The organism is Escherichia sp. MOD1-EC7011, assembly GCF_002965005.1.
Lineage (GTDB): Bacteria > Pseudomonadota > Gammaproteobacteria > Enterobacterales > Enterobacteriaceae > Escherichia > Escherichia ruysiae.
Genome location: NZ_PTRD01000017.1, coordinates 16,465 through 30,654, shown reverse-complemented (window position 1 = coordinate 30,654; position 14,190 = coordinate 16,465). Strand labels below are relative to the sequence as shown.

Sequence of the window (14,190 nt, the reverse complement as noted above, 5' to 3'; positions counted from 1 at the left end):
TGTGATTCAAATAAGTCCTAAGTTTTAAATATATCAAAAATTAATGGGAAACTCTTCGCGATTTGTGATGTCTAACGGGCCATTTCGTGTAACAGAACGTTTCCATTCACCGCTATCCATCTAAATTTAAATCATTTTTTCAGTGAACTGCGTAAGTATTACGCATATATTCACACTCTCTCATCCAGATTATTCTTAATCAGCAAACTGATGAATCCATCAATCCTGGCGCATTTTAGCCAAAACGGGGAAAAAATTTTTCAACAAATGCTCAACCACCCACTGGTACATCCAGTACACTCCACGCTTTACCTTGCTATACAACTTTATGGGAGAAAGGATGCCAGGGTCATTACGTAAAATGCCGGTCTGGTTACCAATAGTCATATTGCTCGTTGCCATGGCGTCTATTCAGGGTGGGGCTTCATTAGCAAAATCACTTTTTCCACTGGTTGGCGCGCCTGGAGTGACTGCGCTGCGCCTTGCACTGGGAACACTGATTCTTATCGCTTTCTTTAAACCGTGGCGGCTGCGTTTTGCCAGAGAACAACGGTTGCCGCTGTTGTTTTACGGTGTATCTCTGGGTGGGATGAACTATCTCTTTTATCTCTCTATTCAGACTGTACCTCTGGGAATTGCAGTTGCGCTGGAGTTCACCGGGCCACTGGCGGTGGCGCTGTTCTCCTCTCGTCGCCCGGTAGATTTCGTTTGGGTTTTGCTGGCAGTGCTCGGTCTGTGGTTCCTGCTGCCGCTGGGGCAAGATGTTTCCCATGTCGATTTAACCGGCTGTGCGCTGGCGCTCGGTGCCGGTGCTTGTTGGGCTATCTACATATTAAGTGGGCAACGTGCTGGTGCTGAACACGGCCCTGCGACGGTGGCGATCGGTTCGCTGATTGCGGCATTAATTTTCGTGCCAATCGGTGCGTTACAGGCTGGAGAGGCTCTCTGGCATTGGTCGGTTGTTCCATTAGGTTTAGCTGTCGCAATTCTCTCGACCGCTCTGCCCTACTCGCTGGAGATGATTGCCCTCACCCGTTTGCCGACGCGGACATTTGGTACGCTGATGAGCATGGAACCAGCACTGGCCGCCATTTCCGGGATGATTTTCCTCGGTGAGATGCTGACGCCAATACAGATTCTGGCGCTCGGCGCAATCATCGCTGCTTCAATGGGTTCCACGCTGACAGCACGCAAAGAGAGCAAAATAGAAGAAATAGATATTAATTAAATTTACAATTCTGCATGGTTATGCATAACCATGCAGAATATTTCGCTAAATTTCACCTGCTACATCCTTATATATCTGACTATACAAAAGCATATTTATTCCGAAAATTCCTGGTGAATATATAAATAAGAATTATTCTTACTATAATATATAACCAACTGTATTTTATGCAGTTTTATTTTTTACGTTTGTTACCACTATTAGTGTGATAGGAACAGCCAGAATAGCGGAACACATAGCCGGTGCTATACTTAGTCTCGTTAATTACTGGGACATAACATCAAGAGGATATGAAATTATGAGTACCGCTAAATTAGTTAAATCAAAAGCGACCAATCTGCTTTATACCCGCAACGATGTCTCTGACAGCGAGAAAAAAGCGACAGTAGAGTTGCTGAATCGTCAGGTTATCCAGTTTATTGATCTTTCGTTGATTACCAAACAGGCACACTGGAATATGCGCGGCGCCAACTTCATTGCCGTACATGAAATGCTGGATGGCTTCCGTACCGCTCTGATCGATCATCTGGATACCATGGCTGAACGCGCGGTACAACTGGGCGGCGTTGCCCTTGGCACCACTCAAGTTATCAATAGCAAAACACCGCTGAAAAGCTACCCGCTGGACATCCACAACGTTCAGGATCACCTGAAAGAGCTGGCGGATCGTTATGCAATTGTCGCCAATGATGTACGTAAAGCCATTGGTGAAGCAAAAGATGATGATACTGCAGATATCCTGACCGCCGCCTCCCGCGACCTGGATAAATTCCTGTGGTTTATCGAATCTAACATCGAATAACACCAACGCTGATGGTTCAAAACGTTAACAAACAATAAAAGCGGCTTCCTGAAAGGGGGCCGTTTTTTTTGATGCCCTGTCTCTACGCACTTTTTTAGTGCATCCCATTCCCCTTCCAGCCTGACAAAGTAAACTTTTTGTATCAACATCATCACACAATCGTTACATAAAGATTGTTTTTTCATCAGGATTTACGCTAAATAATCATTGTGTTGACTGCACTATTTTAGCGCACCACTTTGGCGCCCCATAATGGTGCAATCTAACGGTGTTGCCTCATAAATCGTGCAATGCATTTTTATCGCCTCTCGAAAAATCAACGAGTTGCAAAACTGGCACGATTTTTTCATATAGGTAAATGTTACGCAGGGGATCGTCCCGTGGATAGAAAAAAGGAAATGCTATGAAGTCTGTATTAAAAGTTTCACTGGCAGCACTGACCCTGGCTTTTGCGGTTTCTTCCCATGCCGCAGATAAAAAATTAGTTGTCGCGACAGATACCGCTTTCGTTCCGTTTGAATTTAAACAGGGCGACAAATACGTGGGCTTTGATGTCGATCTGTGGGCGGCAATCGCCAAAGAACTGAAGCTGGATTACGAGCTGAAACCGATGGATTTCAGCGGTATCATTCCGGCGCTGCAAACCAAAAACGTCGATCTGGCGCTGGCGGGCATCACTATCACCGACGAGCGTAAAAAAGCGATCGATTTCTCTGACGGCTACTACAAAAGCGGTCTGTTAGTGATGGTGAAAGCGAACAACAACGATGTGAAAAGCGTGAAAGATCTCGACGGTAAAGTGGTTGCAGTGAAGAGCGGCACTGGCTCCGTTGATTACGCGAAGACGAACATCAAAACCAAAGATCTGCGACAGTTCCCGAACATCGATAACGCCTATATGGAACTGGGTACTAACCGCGCAGACGCCGTCCTGCACGATACACCAAACATTCTTTACTTCATCAAAACCGCTGGTAACGGCCAGTTTAAAGCGGTGGGTGACTCTCTGGAAGCACAGCAATACGGTATTGCTTTCCCGAAAGGTAGCGACGAGCTGCGTGACAAAGTTAACGGCGCGTTGAAAACTCTGCGCGAAAACGGAACTTACAACGAAATCTACAAAAAGTGGTTCGGTACTGAACCGAAATAATAACACCACGCCTGTAAAGCGCACGGACAGTCCCCTCTCCCCTCTGGGGAGAGGGGAGAGGGGCACAGGCCTGCTCCAACACCATTAATTACCCTGAATTTGATTATTTACACCACGGTAACAGGAACAACATATGCAGTTTGACTGGAGTGCCATCTGGCCTGCCATTCCGCTTCTGATTGAAGGCGCCAAAATGACCCTGTGGATTTCGATCCTCGGTCTGGCTGGCGGCCTGGTGATCGGACTGGCGGCAGGTTTTGCACGCACCTTTGGCGGTTGGATAGCCAACCACGTCGCGCTAGTCTTTATTGAAGTGATTCGCGGCACACCTATCGTCGTCCAGGTGATGTTTATCTACTTCGCCCTGCCGATGGCGTTTAACGACTTACGCATCGACCCGTTTACTGCGGCGGTGGTCACCATCATGATCAACTCCGGCGCGTACATTGCGGAAATCACGCGTGGCGCAGTGCTGTCTATTCACAAAGGTTTTCGTGAAGCAGGACTGGCGCTCGGTCTTTCACGTTGGGAAACCATTCGCTACGTCATTTTACCGCTGGCACTGCGCCGTATGCTGCCGCCGCTGGGCAACCAGTGGATCATCAGCATTAAAGACACCTCGCTGTTTATTGTTATCGGCGTGGCGGAACTGACTCGTCAGGGGCAAGAAATTATTGCCGGCAACTTCCGCGCCCTTGAGATCTGGAGCGCCGTGGCGGTGTTCTATCTGATTATTACCCTGGTGCTGAGCTTTATTCTGCGTCGTCTGGAAAGAAGGATGAAAATCCTGTGATTGAATTTAAAAACGTCTCCAAGCATTTTGGTCCAACCCAGGTGCTGCACAATATTGATTTGAACATTGCTCAGGGCGAAGTCGTGGTGATTATCGGGCCGTCCGGTTCCGGTAAATCGACCCTGCTGCGCTGCATCAACAAACTGGAAGAAATTACCTCTGGCGATCTGATTGTTGATGGTCTGAAGGTTAACGATCCGAAAGTTGACGAGCGTCTGATTCGCCAGGAAGCGGGCATGGTGTTCCAGCAGTTTTACCTCTTCCCGCATCTGACGGCGCTGGAAAACGTGATGTTTGGCCCTCTACGCGTGCGTGGCGCAAACAAAGAAGAGGCAGAAAAACTGGCACGTGAGTTGCTGGCGAAAGTTGGTCTGGCAGAACGCGCGCATCACTACCCTTCCGAACTTTCTGGTGGTCAGCAACAGCGTGTGGCGATTGCCCGTGCACTGGCAGTGAAGCCGAAAATGATGCTGTTCGATGAACCGACTTCCGCTCTCGATCCTGAACTGCGCCATGAAGTGCTGAAGGTTATGCAGGATCTGGCTGAAGAAGGGATGACGATGGTGATCGTGACCCACGAAATCGGTTTTGCCGAGAAAGTAGCTTCGCGCCTGATCTTTATCGACAAAGGCCGGATTGCGGAAGATGGCGATCCGCAGGTGTTGATCAAGAACCCACCGAGCCAGCGTTTGCAGGAATTTTTACAGCACGTCTCTTAACTTCTCAGCCTCCCTTTCCCCTGAAAGGGAGGCACTCCAGATTCCTCTCATTTCAAATCGCCCCTCCCCCAGCATCTATACTTATCTTTTTGCTTTGTTTTCTCACTGGAGGAGTCATGCGGTGGATCCTGTTCATCCTCATCTGCCTGCTGGGCGCACCTGCCCACGCGGTGTCCATACCCGGCGTAACAACCACAGCAACAACAGATTCAACCTCTGAACCGGTTTCAGAACCGGATATCGAACAAAAAAAAGCGGCCTATGGCGCACTGGCGGACGTGCTGGATAATGACACCTCGCGCAAAGAGTTGATCGACCAGCTACGCACCGTTGCCGCCACGCCCCCCACAGACCCCGTACCGAAAATCGTACCGCCGACGCTGGTTGAAGAGCAAACCGTGCTGCAAAAGGTGACTGAAATCAGCCGCCATTATGGCGAAGCACTCTCCGCGCGCTTCGGGCAACTTTACCGTAATATCACTGGCTCCCCGCATAAACCCTTTAACCCGCAAACCTTCAACAACGCGCTGACCCATTTTTCAATGCTAGCGGTGCTGGTGTTTGGCTTTTACTGGCTGATTCGCCTGTGCGCGCTGCCGTTATATCGCAAAATGGGTCAGTGGGCGCGGCAAAAAAACCGTGAGCGCAGCAACTGGTTACAGCTTCCGGCGATGATTATCGGGGCGTTTATTATCGATTTGCTGTTGCTGGCACTGACGTTATTTGTCGGCCAGGTATTAAGCGACAACCTGAACGCCGGTAGTAAAACCATTGCTTTTCAACAAAGCCTGTTTCTCAATGCTTTCGCTCTGATTGAGTTTTTCAAAGCTGTTTTACGCCTGATTTTCTGCCCGAACGTGGCAGAGCTGCGCCCGTTCAATATTCAGGATGAAAGCGCCCGCTACTGGTGCCGCCGCCTTAGCTGGTTAAGCAGTCTGATTGGTTATGGACTGATTGTGGCAGTGCCAATTATCTCTAATCAGGTGAATGTGCAAATCGGGGCGCTCGCCAACGTGATAATCATGCTGTGCATGACCGTCTGGGCGCTCTATCTGATCTTTCGTAATAAAAAAGAGATCACCCAGCATCTGCTCAACTTTGCGGAGCACTCGCTGGCATTCTTCAGCCTGTTTATTCGCGCTTTTGCGCTGGTGTGGCACTGGCTGGCAAGCGCCTATTTTATTGTGCTGTTTTTCTTTTCGTTGTTCGATCCAGGCAACAGCCTGAAATTTATGATGGGTGCAACGGTGCGCAGCCTGGCGATTATTGGTATCGCAGCGTTTGTTTCCGGTATGTTTTCCCGCTGGCTGGCGAAGACCATCACCCTCTCGCCACATACTCAGCGTAACTATCCGGAGCTGCAAAAACGGCTGAACGGCTGGCTATCAGCGGCGCTGAAAACGGCGCGTATTCTGACGGTATGCGTGGCAGTGATGCTGCTACTCAGCGCCTGGGGGCTGTTCGATTTCTGGAACTGGCTGCAAAACGGCGCGGGGCAGAAAACCGTGGATATCCTGATCCGTATCGCGCTCATCCTTTTCTTCTCGGCGGTTGGCTGGACAGTGCTCGCCAGTTTGATCGAAAACCGGCTGGCTTCGGATATTCATGGCCGCCCGCTGCCCAGCGCCCGCACGCGCACCCTGCTGACGCTGTTCCGTAATGCGCTGGCGGTAATCATCAGTACCATCACCATCATGATTGTGTTGTCGGAAATCGGCGTCAATATCGCGCCACTGCTGGCAGGTGCCGGGGCATTAGGCCTGGCTATCTCGTTTGGTTCGCAAACGCTGGTAAAAGATATTATTACCGGCGTGTTCATTCAGTTTGAAAACGGCATGAACACTGGAGATTTGGTTACCATCGGGCCGTTGACCGGCACGGTGGAACGGATGTCGATTCGCTCCGTGGGCGTGCGTCAGGATACCGGGGCATATCACATTATTCCGTGGTCTTCGATAACCACCTTTGCTAACTTCGTCCGTGGCATTGGTTCGGTGGTCGCCAATTATGATGTCGATCGTCATGAAGATGCCGATAAAGCCAATCAGGCACTGAAAGATGCGGTAGCGGAATTGATGGAAAATGAAGAAATTCGCGGGCTGATTATTGGTGAACCGAACTTTGCCGGCATTGTCGGCTTAAGCAATACCGCGTTTACGTTGCGTGTTTCGTTCACCACACTGCCACTCAAACAGTGGACGGTACGCTTTGCCCTCGACAGCCAGGTGAAAAAGCATTTCGACCTGGCGGGTGTTCGCTCGCCGGTGCAAACTTATCAGGTGCTACCTGCACCGGGAACGCCCCCGGTAGCACCACTGCCATCGGGGGAGCCAACGCTTTAACGCTGGCGATTGACAAAACGACGGCGCTGTTCGTCGTTCATAAAGGTCCAGGCAATAAAGCGACTCTGCTTTTGCCCCTGGGCCATCTCTTTTTTGACCACTTTCACCGCACCAACATCCGTCAGTGCACGATACAAAGGCGGTAAGTTTTCGCCACGAGATACCAGCGAGGTAAACCACATCACCTGCTTTGCGAAGCCTTTACTCTCTTCAATCATCTTTTTGATAAAGGCCACTTCGCCGCCTTCACACCACAATTCCTGCTGTTGACCACCAAAGTTCAGCGCGTTATCTCTGTCCAGCCCCAGGTTACGCCGTTTGCGCTCACTACCTGCCCGTGCCGCAGCGGCGGAATCGTGGAATGGCGGGTTACACAAGGTCGCGTCGTATTGCTCGTTTTTGTGGATGATGCCGTTAAAAATGGCGCCGGTATCCTTTTGCCGACGCAGACGGATAGCGCGGTTAAGACCCGGATTGGCGCTGATGATCGCCTGCGCACTGCTTAACGCCTGGCTGTTAGTTTCTGTACCGGTAAAACGCCAGCCATATTCATGCACACCAATCAGCGGATAAATACAATTCGCACCAACACCGATATCCAGAATACTGGCATTGGCTGGAATTGTTCCGCTTGCCTCAGCCAGTAAATCGGCAAGATGATGAATATAATCTGCCCGCCCCGGCACTGGTGGGCAGAGAAAACCGTCAGGGATATCCCAGCTCGCCACAGCATAAAAATGTGCCAACAGCGCCTTGTTGAGCGCCTTCACTGCCAGCGGATTGGCGAAGTCAACGCTTTGCTCACCGGCAGGGGTAAGCGTAAGGAATTGCGCCAGTTCAGGATTCACCTGACAAAGCGTGGCGAGATCGTAGCGACTGTGATGACGATTGCGCGGGTGTAACCCCGGTTTCTGGGCGGACATAGCATTCTCCTTTAAGCAGCGGCGTAAGATACCCGCATAACGCAGCAGGGTAAATATCTGGCTGCGTTTAACATGCTTCAAAACCTTAACCCGACTTCATTTTTTATCAATTCATCATAAAAATCAGTGTTCTTCATGTCATTGATTTGTCTGGTTTTGTAAAATTATTTTGTTCAAAAAACAAGCACATCTCTGTCAATTTTTTGCGTCATTTCCATCGCACAGGAGACCTACACTTATCATGCACTACTCGTTGTATTTATGAGGATGTCATTATGAAAAAGTGCCTCGCACTACTGATTGCCACCGTCCTGAGCGGAATCACCTTCACGGCTTATGCCGCGCAACCACTGAGTAACCAGGACAGCGGTCAACTACGACCCGCCGGAACCGTTTCGGCGACCGGCGCATCTAACTTAAGCGATCTGGAGGATAAACTGGCAGAAAAAGCGCGCGAACAAGGCGCGAAAGGTTATGTCATTAATTCCGCAGGCGGAAATGACCAGATGTTCGGTACTGCAACCATCTACAAATAACCCCACCAACGCAACTGCATTCACCTCTGGATGCAGTTTTCGCCCAATTTGTAATCAAAAAACATCAAATATGAACACAATGTAAATAAATGTATTTCTTTTTCGTGCAATGGGTGATAGAAAATCGCGCCAAGTGATAATGCTTATCAAAATTATTATCACTTGCACGAACACTTTTACGGGATTAACAGTGGCATCGCATCCGCAGAGATGCTTTCTCGTGACAGTGAAAATTTCAACATATAAGAAAAAGTCACCTGCAAAATGGAAAACAATCGCAATTTCCCTGCCAGACAATTTCATTCGCTCACGTTCTTTGCCGGTCTTTGTATTGGCATCACGCCTGTGGCTCAGGCACTCGCCGCCGAAGGGCAAACTAACGCGGATGACACGCTGGTTGTCGAAGCATCAACGCCTTCGCTTTATGCGCCACAACAATCTGCCGATCCGAAATTCTCGCGTCCGGTAGCGGATACTACCCGCACGATGACGGTGATTTCTGAACAAGTGATTAAAGATCAGGGCGCAACCAACCTTACCGACGCGCTCAAAAACGTCCCCGGCGTGGGTGCGTTTTTTGCGGGTGAGAACGGTAACTCCACCACTGGCGACGCCATTTATATGCGTGGTGCCGATACCTCTAACAGTATTTATATTGATGGCATTCGCGATATCGGCAGCGTCTCGCGCGACACCTTCAATACCGAGCAGGTCGAAGTGATTAAAGGGCCGTCCGGCACCGACTACGGGCGCAGCGCACCGACAGGCTCGATCAATATGATCAGCAAACAGCCGCGCAATGATTCCGGCATTGACGCCTCCGCCAGTATTGGCAGCGCCTGGTTCCGTCGCGGCACTCTGGACGTTAATCAGGTCATTGGCGATACCACTGCGGTACGTCTTAATATGATGGGCGAAAAAACGCACGATGCCGGGCGCGATAAAGTCAAAAATGAGCGTTATGGCGTCGCCCCTTCCGTGGCATTTGGTCTTGGTACATCGAATCGTTTGTATCTCAACTATTTACACGTTACCCAGCACAATACGCCAGATGGCGGCATTCCGACCATTGGTTTACCGGGCTATTCCGCACCTTCTGCGGGTACGGCGGCGCTGAATCATTCCGGAAAAGTTGATACGCATAACTTTTATGGTACGGATTCCGATTACGACGATTCGACCACCGATACTGCCACCATGCGTTTTGAGCACGACATCAGCGATAACACCACGATTCGCAATACCACACGTTGGTCGCGCGTGAAGCAGGATTATCTGATGACGGCGATTATGGGAGGGGCGTCAAATATTACCCAGCCCACCAGCAATGTGGATAGCTGGACATGGTCACGCACGGCGAATACCAAAGATGTAAGCAATAAAATCCTCACCAACCAGACTAACCTGACATCGGCATTTTATACCGGTTCAATTGGTCATGACGTCAGTACCGGCGTGGAATTTACCCGCGAAACGCAGACCAACTACGGCGTTAATCCGGTGACGTTACCGGCGGTGAATATTTATCATCCTGACAGTAGCATTCATCCTGGCGGCCTGACGCGCAATGGCGCAAACGCTAATGGTCAGACGGATACCTTCGCGATTTATGCCTTCGATACGCTGCAAATCACCCGTGATTTTGAGCTAAACGGCGGAGTTCGGCTGGACAATTATCATACTGAATATGACAGTGCCACCGCCTGCGGCGGCAGCGGACGCGGTGCCATCACCTGCCCTGATGGCGTAGCGAAAGGTTCTCCGGTCACCACCGTCGACACCGCCAAGTCGGGCAATCTGGTGAACTGGAAAGCCGGGGCGCTGTATCACCTGACGGAAAACGGCAATGTCTATATTAACTATGCCGTTTCCCAGCAGCCGCCGGGCGGCAACAACTTCGCCCTTGCGCAGTCTGGCAGCGGTAACAGTGCCAACCGCACCGATTTTAAACCGCAAAAAGCCAACACCAGCGAGATTGGCACCAAATGGCAGGTTCTGGATAAACGCCTGTTGCTCACCGCCGCGCTGTTCCGTACTGATATCGAAAATGAAGTTGAGCAAAATGATGACGGGACTTATTCGCAATACGGTAAGAAACGCGTCGAAGGCTATGAGATATCCGTGGCCGGGAATATCACTCCCGCGTGGCAGGTGATTGGCGGCTATACCCAGCAAAAAGCAACCATCAAAAACGGCAAAGAAGTTGCCCAGGATGGTTCCTCATCGCTGCCGTATACCCCGGAGCACGCCTTTACCCTATGGAGCCAGTATCAGGCAACCGATGATATCTCCGTTGGTGCGGGCGCACGGTATATCGGCAGTATGCATAAAGGTTCAGACGGCGCGGTGGGAACGCCAGCATTTACCGAAAGTTATTGGGTCGCCGACGCCAAACTGGGGTATCGGGTTAATCGCAATCTCGACTTCCAGCTAAACGTCTACAACTTGTTTGATACCGATTACGTCGCCTCAATCAATAAGAGCGGCTACCGTTATCATCCGGGCGAGCCAAGAACTTTCCTGCTCACCGCCAATATGCATTTCTGATTCAGATTTGGGGCGCAGGGTTCACTAAGATTGATGACGAGAACAGGAGTGCCTGATGCGCTGCGCTTATCAGGCCTACAAAATTCGTGCAATGCATTGAATTTACATGATTTAGTAGGCCGAATAAGGCGTTAACGCCGCATCCGGCATGAGTTAAGTGCACTCTGTCAACAATCGGTGTGATGCTCAGCCCCCACTTTTTGGAGAACTTATATGATGTACCACATTCCCGGCGTGTTATCGCCACAAGACGTCGCCCGCTTTCGTGCACAACTGGAACAAGCCGAATGGATTGATGGACGCGTCACCACCGGTGCACAAGGCGCGCAGGTCAAGAATAATCGACAGGTAGATACCCGCAGCGCGTTATATGCCGCATTACAAAATGAAGTGCTGAACGCGGTTAACCAACATGCTTTGTTCTTTGCCGCTGCCTTGCCGCGTACCATTTCCACGCCGCTGTTTAATCGCTATCGGAACAATGAAACCTATGGTTTTCATGTGGATGGCGCAGTACGCAGTCATCCACAAAACGGCTGGATGCGCACCGATCTTTCCGCCACGCTATTTTTGAGCGATCCGCAAAGTTACGAAGGCGGCGAACTGGTCGTCAATGACACCTTCGGGCAACATCGGGTAAAACTCCCGGCTGGCGATCTGGTGTTGTATCCCTCCAGCAGCCTGCACTGTGTGACCCCCGTAACGCACGGCGTACGGGTGGCATCATTTATGTGGATACAATCAATGATCCGCGATGATAAAAAGCGCGCCATGCTGTTCGAACTGGACAACAATATTCAGTCACTCAAAAGCCGCTACGGCGAAGGAGAAGAGATCCTGTCGCTACTCAATCTTTATCATAATCTGCTGCGGGAATGGTCGGAGATCTGACGCTTGAACTGCCCAGGTTCATCCCTAGATTAGCTACACTTAACAGTACAAGCATTGATATGGGGAGGACGATATGGCATCCGGTTGGGCTAACGATGACGCCGTCAACGAACAGATCAACAGTACAATTGAAGATGCGATTGCCCGCGCCAGGGGTGAAATTCCGCGTGGCGAAAGCCTGTATGAATGTGAAGAGTGCGGTGCCCCCATCCCGCAGGCCCGTCGGGAAGCCATTCCTGGCGTGCGCTTATGCATTCATTGTCAGCAGGAGAAAGATTTACAAAAAACATCTTATACAGGATATAATCGCAGAGGTTCGAAAGACAGCCAGTTACGTTAACTACAACTGGCGGGATGTTTAGCGTGTATAATTTGTATTTTGCGTGGCATTCCGTGCCTTTAACGTAGCCGTAACTGCCACATGTTACAAAATTGGTTCATACATACGATAAATGAATGGATTATCAGCATGTTAGATATCAATCAATTTATTTGAACAAGGCGGTCAATTCTCTTCGATTTTATCTCTCGTAAAAAACGTGATACTCATCACATCGACGAAACAACGTCACTTATACAAAAATCACCTGCGAGAGATTAATTATGAAAACTATCAATACTGTTGTTGCTGCTATGGCTCTTTCAACTCTGTCATTTGGCGTGTTCGCGGCGGAACCGGTCACGGCATCCCAGGCACAGAACATGAATAAAATCGGCGTGGTTTCTGCCGATGGCGCATCCACCCTCGATGCCCTGGAAGCAAAACTGGCTGAGAAAGCGGCAGCAGCCGGTGCTAGTGGATACAGCATTACTTCCGCCACCAACAACAATAAATTAAGCGGTACAGCGGTAATTTATAAGTAATTCGTAGGACGGATAAGGCGTTTACGCCGCATCCGGCAACAGATGCCTGATGCGACGCTACCGCGTCTTATCAGGCCTACAAAATCCGAACCGTTGGACGGATCAGGCGTTTACGCTACGTCCAGCACAAGTATTTCCCTGTCTGTTTGCCGACAGACGCATGTGCTCCAACCCTCATTGATCCTATGTTACCCTTGTTTGCCCGTCCGTCACTGGACGGGCTTTTTTTAGCTGACTGATTGCTGGCAGAAAGCCTGCAACGTCTCTTCTGATATACCAATCTGCCGCGCTGCGTCGCAAATTGCCTGCCAGCTTCCGGCATCCAACGGGATCCCCATCTCCTGCCGTTCGCGACGCGTGTTCACTTCCCACTCACCCGGCAGCAAAATCGGTTTATCGTCATCATGCGGCGAGGCTTTCACCCACTCGGCAAAGGCTTCGGACTGCGTTGCACAATCTGGCGCACCGAACAGCTCCGGGTTAATGATAATGCTCGTCATGCAGTTAAAACCGGCATCGGGGCTGTGCTGCAATGTTTCCTGATAAGTAGTTTTGCCGCCAGAAAGTGCACCACTGAGAATTTCGCACATCACTGCCAGGGCATAACCTTTATGTTCAGCAAAGGCCAGCAACGCTCCTAACGGTGACTCCAGCATGACTGCCGGATCGGTCGTTGGCACGCCATTAACGTCGATCAGGCAACCAGGTGGTACAGGCACGCCTTTATGCCAGGCCACACGCGCTTTACCAAACGCAATGGTGCTGGTGGCGTAATCAAGCAACAACGGGAAATTATCTTTTCGGGGAAAGACCACGCAGAACGGATTTGTGCCAAAGCGACTGTCACGACCACGGAACGGCGCGACAGCCTTACTCCCTACCACACTGACAAAGTGGATAGAGACAAAACCCGCCGCCGCGCACTGTTCCGCCCAATAACCAATGCGCCCGATATGATGTGAGTTACGCAGCGCCACGGCAGCAATGCCGTGGTGACGTGCTTTTTCAATCCCCAGAGCCATGGCCTCATATGCAGCGACCTGACCACATGCACGATCGCCATCAAGCGTGACCACAGCCCCCGCATCTTTGACAATTTTGGCGTGATGGTTGATCTGCAAATAGCCCTGCTGCCAGGAACGCACATAATTCGGGATCATGCCAATACCATGTGAATCATGTCCTGCCAGATTTGCTGCGATTAAATGATCTGCTACTAATTTTGCTTCCTGTTCCTCGCTACCCATCTGACGAAACACAGTCAGGACAAAGTTGTGCAGCGTCCGGGCATCAAAGCGATGACCACTTTCCATGGTTAACTCCTGTTTATGTTATATGCCTGTTGTTTTTTTATGCTGCGCGCCGCACACGGGAAGGTCAATAAAGATGCTGCAC

15 protein-coding genes are annotated in these 14,190 nt (G+C 50.4%); 11 read left to right on the top strand and 4 right to left on the bottom strand.

What is annotated here, in order from left to right:
- Positions 1-40 precede the first annotated feature (40 nt).
- Positions 41-106, bottom strand: a complete 66-nt coding sequence (locus tag A7098_RS23685) for a hypothetical protein (RefSeq protein ID WP_123056750.1) — start codon at positions 104-106, stop codon at positions 41-43.
- A gap of 234 nt (positions 107-340) precedes the next feature.
- Between A7098_RS23685 and rhtA the strand changes: the two genes are divergently transcribed.
- From rhtA to ybiO, 6 genes are all read left to right on the top strand, one after another.
- Positions 341-1,228, top strand: a complete 888-nt coding sequence (gene rhtA, locus A7098_RS07960; protein WP_024212357.1) for a threonine/homoserine exporter RhtA — start codon at positions 341-343, stop codon at positions 1,226-1,228.
- Positions 1,229-1,526: 298 nt separating this feature from the next.
- Positions 1,527-2,030, top strand: coding sequence for a DNA starvation/stationary phase protection protein Dps (gene dps / locus A7098_RS07955; RefSeq protein ID WP_000100800.1), 504 nt, complete (start codon positions 1,527-1,529; stop codon positions 2,028-2,030).
- 403 nt (positions 2,031-2,433) lie between these two features.
- The gene (gene glnH / locus A7098_RS07945) at positions 2,434-3,180 is read left to right on the top strand and encodes a glutamine ABC transporter substrate-binding protein GlnH (RefSeq protein WP_000843874.1); all 747 of its coding nucleotides are present in this window, start codon (positions 2,434-2,436) and stop codon (positions 3,178-3,180) included.
- A 133-nt stretch (positions 3,181-3,313) separates the two neighbouring features.
- Positions 3,314-3,973 (top strand): glutamine ABC transporter permease GlnP, encoded by a 660-nt coding sequence (glnP, locus tag A7098_RS07940; protein WP_001159053.1) that lies wholly within the window; start codon positions 3,314-3,316, stop codon positions 3,971-3,973.
- A complete protein-coding gene (glnQ, locus tag A7098_RS07935) occupies positions 3,970-4,692 on the top strand; it encodes a glutamine ABC transporter ATP-binding protein GlnQ (RefSeq protein WP_000569080.1) in 723 nt (240 codons plus the stop codon). The genes glnP and glnQ overlap by 4 nt, the downstream gene beginning before the upstream one ends.
- Before the next feature lie 116 nt (positions 4,693-4,808).
- Positions 4,809-7,034, top strand: coding sequence for a mechanosensitive channel protein (gene ybiO, locus A7098_RS07930; RefSeq protein WP_105280606.1), 2,226 nt, complete (start codon positions 4,809-4,811; stop codon positions 7,032-7,034).
- Here ybiO and rlmF read toward each other — a convergent pair.
- Positions 7,031-7,957 (bottom strand): 23S rRNA (adenine(1618)-N(6))-methyltransferase RlmF, encoded by a 927-nt coding sequence (gene rlmF, locus A7098_RS07925; RefSeq protein ID WP_010354760.1) that lies wholly within the window; start codon positions 7,955-7,957, stop codon positions 7,031-7,033. The two genes, ybiO and rlmF, sit on opposite strands and share 4 nt — an antisense overlap.
- Positions 7,958-8,232: 275 nt before the next feature.
- On the opposite strand from rlmF, the gene mcbA reads away from it, so the two are divergent.
- The 5 genes from mcbA (at position 8,233) to ybiJ (ending at position 12,795) form a co-directional block, all read left to right on the top strand.
- Entirely contained in the window at positions 8,233-8,493 is a 261-nt protein-coding gene (mcbA, locus tag A7098_RS07920) for a DUF1471 family periplasmic protein McbA (RefSeq protein ID WP_010347475.1), read from the top strand.
- Positions 8,494-8,757: 264 nt separating this feature from the next.
- Positions 8,758-11,040: a catecholate siderophore receptor Fiu gene (locus A7098_RS07915; RefSeq protein ID WP_000430029.1), complete on the top strand. Its 2,283-nt coding sequence runs from the start codon at positions 8,758-8,760 to the stop codon at positions 11,038-11,040.
- A 213-nt stretch (positions 11,041-11,253) separates the two neighbouring features.
- Positions 11,254-11,931 (top strand): PKHD-type hydroxylase YbiX, encoded by a 678-nt coding sequence (gene ybiX, locus A7098_RS07910; protein ID WP_105280605.1) that lies wholly within the window; start codon positions 11,254-11,256, stop codon positions 11,929-11,931.
- Positions 11,932-12,004: 73 nt separating this feature from the next.
- Positions 12,005-12,271, top strand: a complete 267-nt coding sequence (gene ybiI, locus A7098_RS07905) for a C4-type zinc finger protein YbiI (protein WP_105280604.1) — start codon at positions 12,005-12,007, stop codon at positions 12,269-12,271.
- 263 nt (positions 12,272-12,534) lie between these two features.
- Positions 12,535-12,795 carry a DUF1471 family protein YbiJ gene (ybiJ, locus tag A7098_RS07900; protein WP_000849301.1) on the top strand — a complete coding sequence of 87 codons (261 nt, stop codon included), beginning with the start codon at positions 12,535-12,537 and terminating at the stop codon, positions 12,793-12,795.
- A gap of 102 nt (positions 12,796-12,897) precedes the next feature.
- Here ybiJ and ybiE read toward each other — a convergent pair whose 3' ends face one another.
- Together ybiE and A7098_RS07895 are read right to left on the bottom strand one after the other, a co-directional pair.
- Positions 12,898-12,957 (bottom strand): protein YbiE, encoded by a 60-nt coding sequence (ybiE, locus tag A7098_RS24190; protein ID WP_211180490.1) that lies wholly within the window; start codon positions 12,955-12,957, stop codon positions 12,898-12,900.
- Positions 12,958-13,022: 65 nt separating this feature from the next.
- A complete protein-coding gene (locus A7098_RS07895; RefSeq protein ID WP_105280603.1) occupies positions 13,023-14,108 on the bottom strand; it encodes a malate/lactate/ureidoglycolate dehydrogenase in 1,086 nt (361 codons plus the stop codon).
- Between the last annotated feature and the right edge of the window lie 82 nt (positions 14,109-14,190).

Excerpts from the sequence above, each read along its gene's own strand:
- ybiO (WP_105280606.1), top strand. The coding sequence starts at position 4,809 with ATGCGGTGGATCCTGTTCATCCTCATCTGCCTGCTGGGCGCACCTGCC.
- ybiJ (WP_000849301.1), top strand. The coding sequence starts at position 12,535 with ATGAAAACTATCAATACTGTTGTTGCTGCTATGGCTCTTTCAACTCTG.
- glnH (WP_000843874.1), top strand. The coding sequence starts at position 2,434 with ATGAAGTCTGTATTAAAAGTTTCACTGGCAGCACTGACCCTGGCTTTT.
- dps (WP_000100800.1), top strand. The coding sequence starts at position 1,527 with ATGAGTACCGCTAAATTAGTTAAATCAAAAGCGACCAATCTGCTTTAT.
- mcbA (WP_010347475.1), top strand. The coding sequence starts at position 8,233 with ATGAAAAAGTGCCTCGCACTACTGATTGCCACCGTCCTGAGCGGAATC.
- glnP (WP_001159053.1), top strand. The coding sequence starts at position 3,314 with ATGCAGTTTGACTGGAGTGCCATCTGGCCTGCCATTCCGCTTCTGATT.
- rlmF (WP_010354760.1), bottom strand. The coding sequence starts at position 7,957 with ATGTCCGCCCAGAAACCGGGGTTACACCCGCGCAATCGTCATCACAGT.
- A7098_RS07915 (WP_000430029.1), top strand. The coding sequence starts at position 8,758 with ATGGAAAACAATCGCAATTTCCCTGCCAGACAATTTCATTCGCTCACG.
- A7098_RS07895 (WP_105280603.1), bottom strand. The coding sequence starts at position 14,108 with ATGGAAAGTGGTCATCGCTTTGATGCCCGGACGCTGCACAACTTTGTC.
- ybiX (WP_105280605.1), top strand. The coding sequence starts at position 11,254 with ATGATGTACCACATTCCCGGCGTGTTATCGCCACAAGACGTCGCCCGC.
- ybiI (WP_105280604.1), top strand. The coding sequence starts at position 12,005 with ATGGCATCCGGTTGGGCTAACGATGACGCCGTCAACGAACAGATCAAC.
- rhtA (WP_024212357.1), top strand. The coding sequence starts at position 341 with ATGCCAGGGTCATTACGTAAAATGCCGGTCTGGTTACCAATAGTCATA.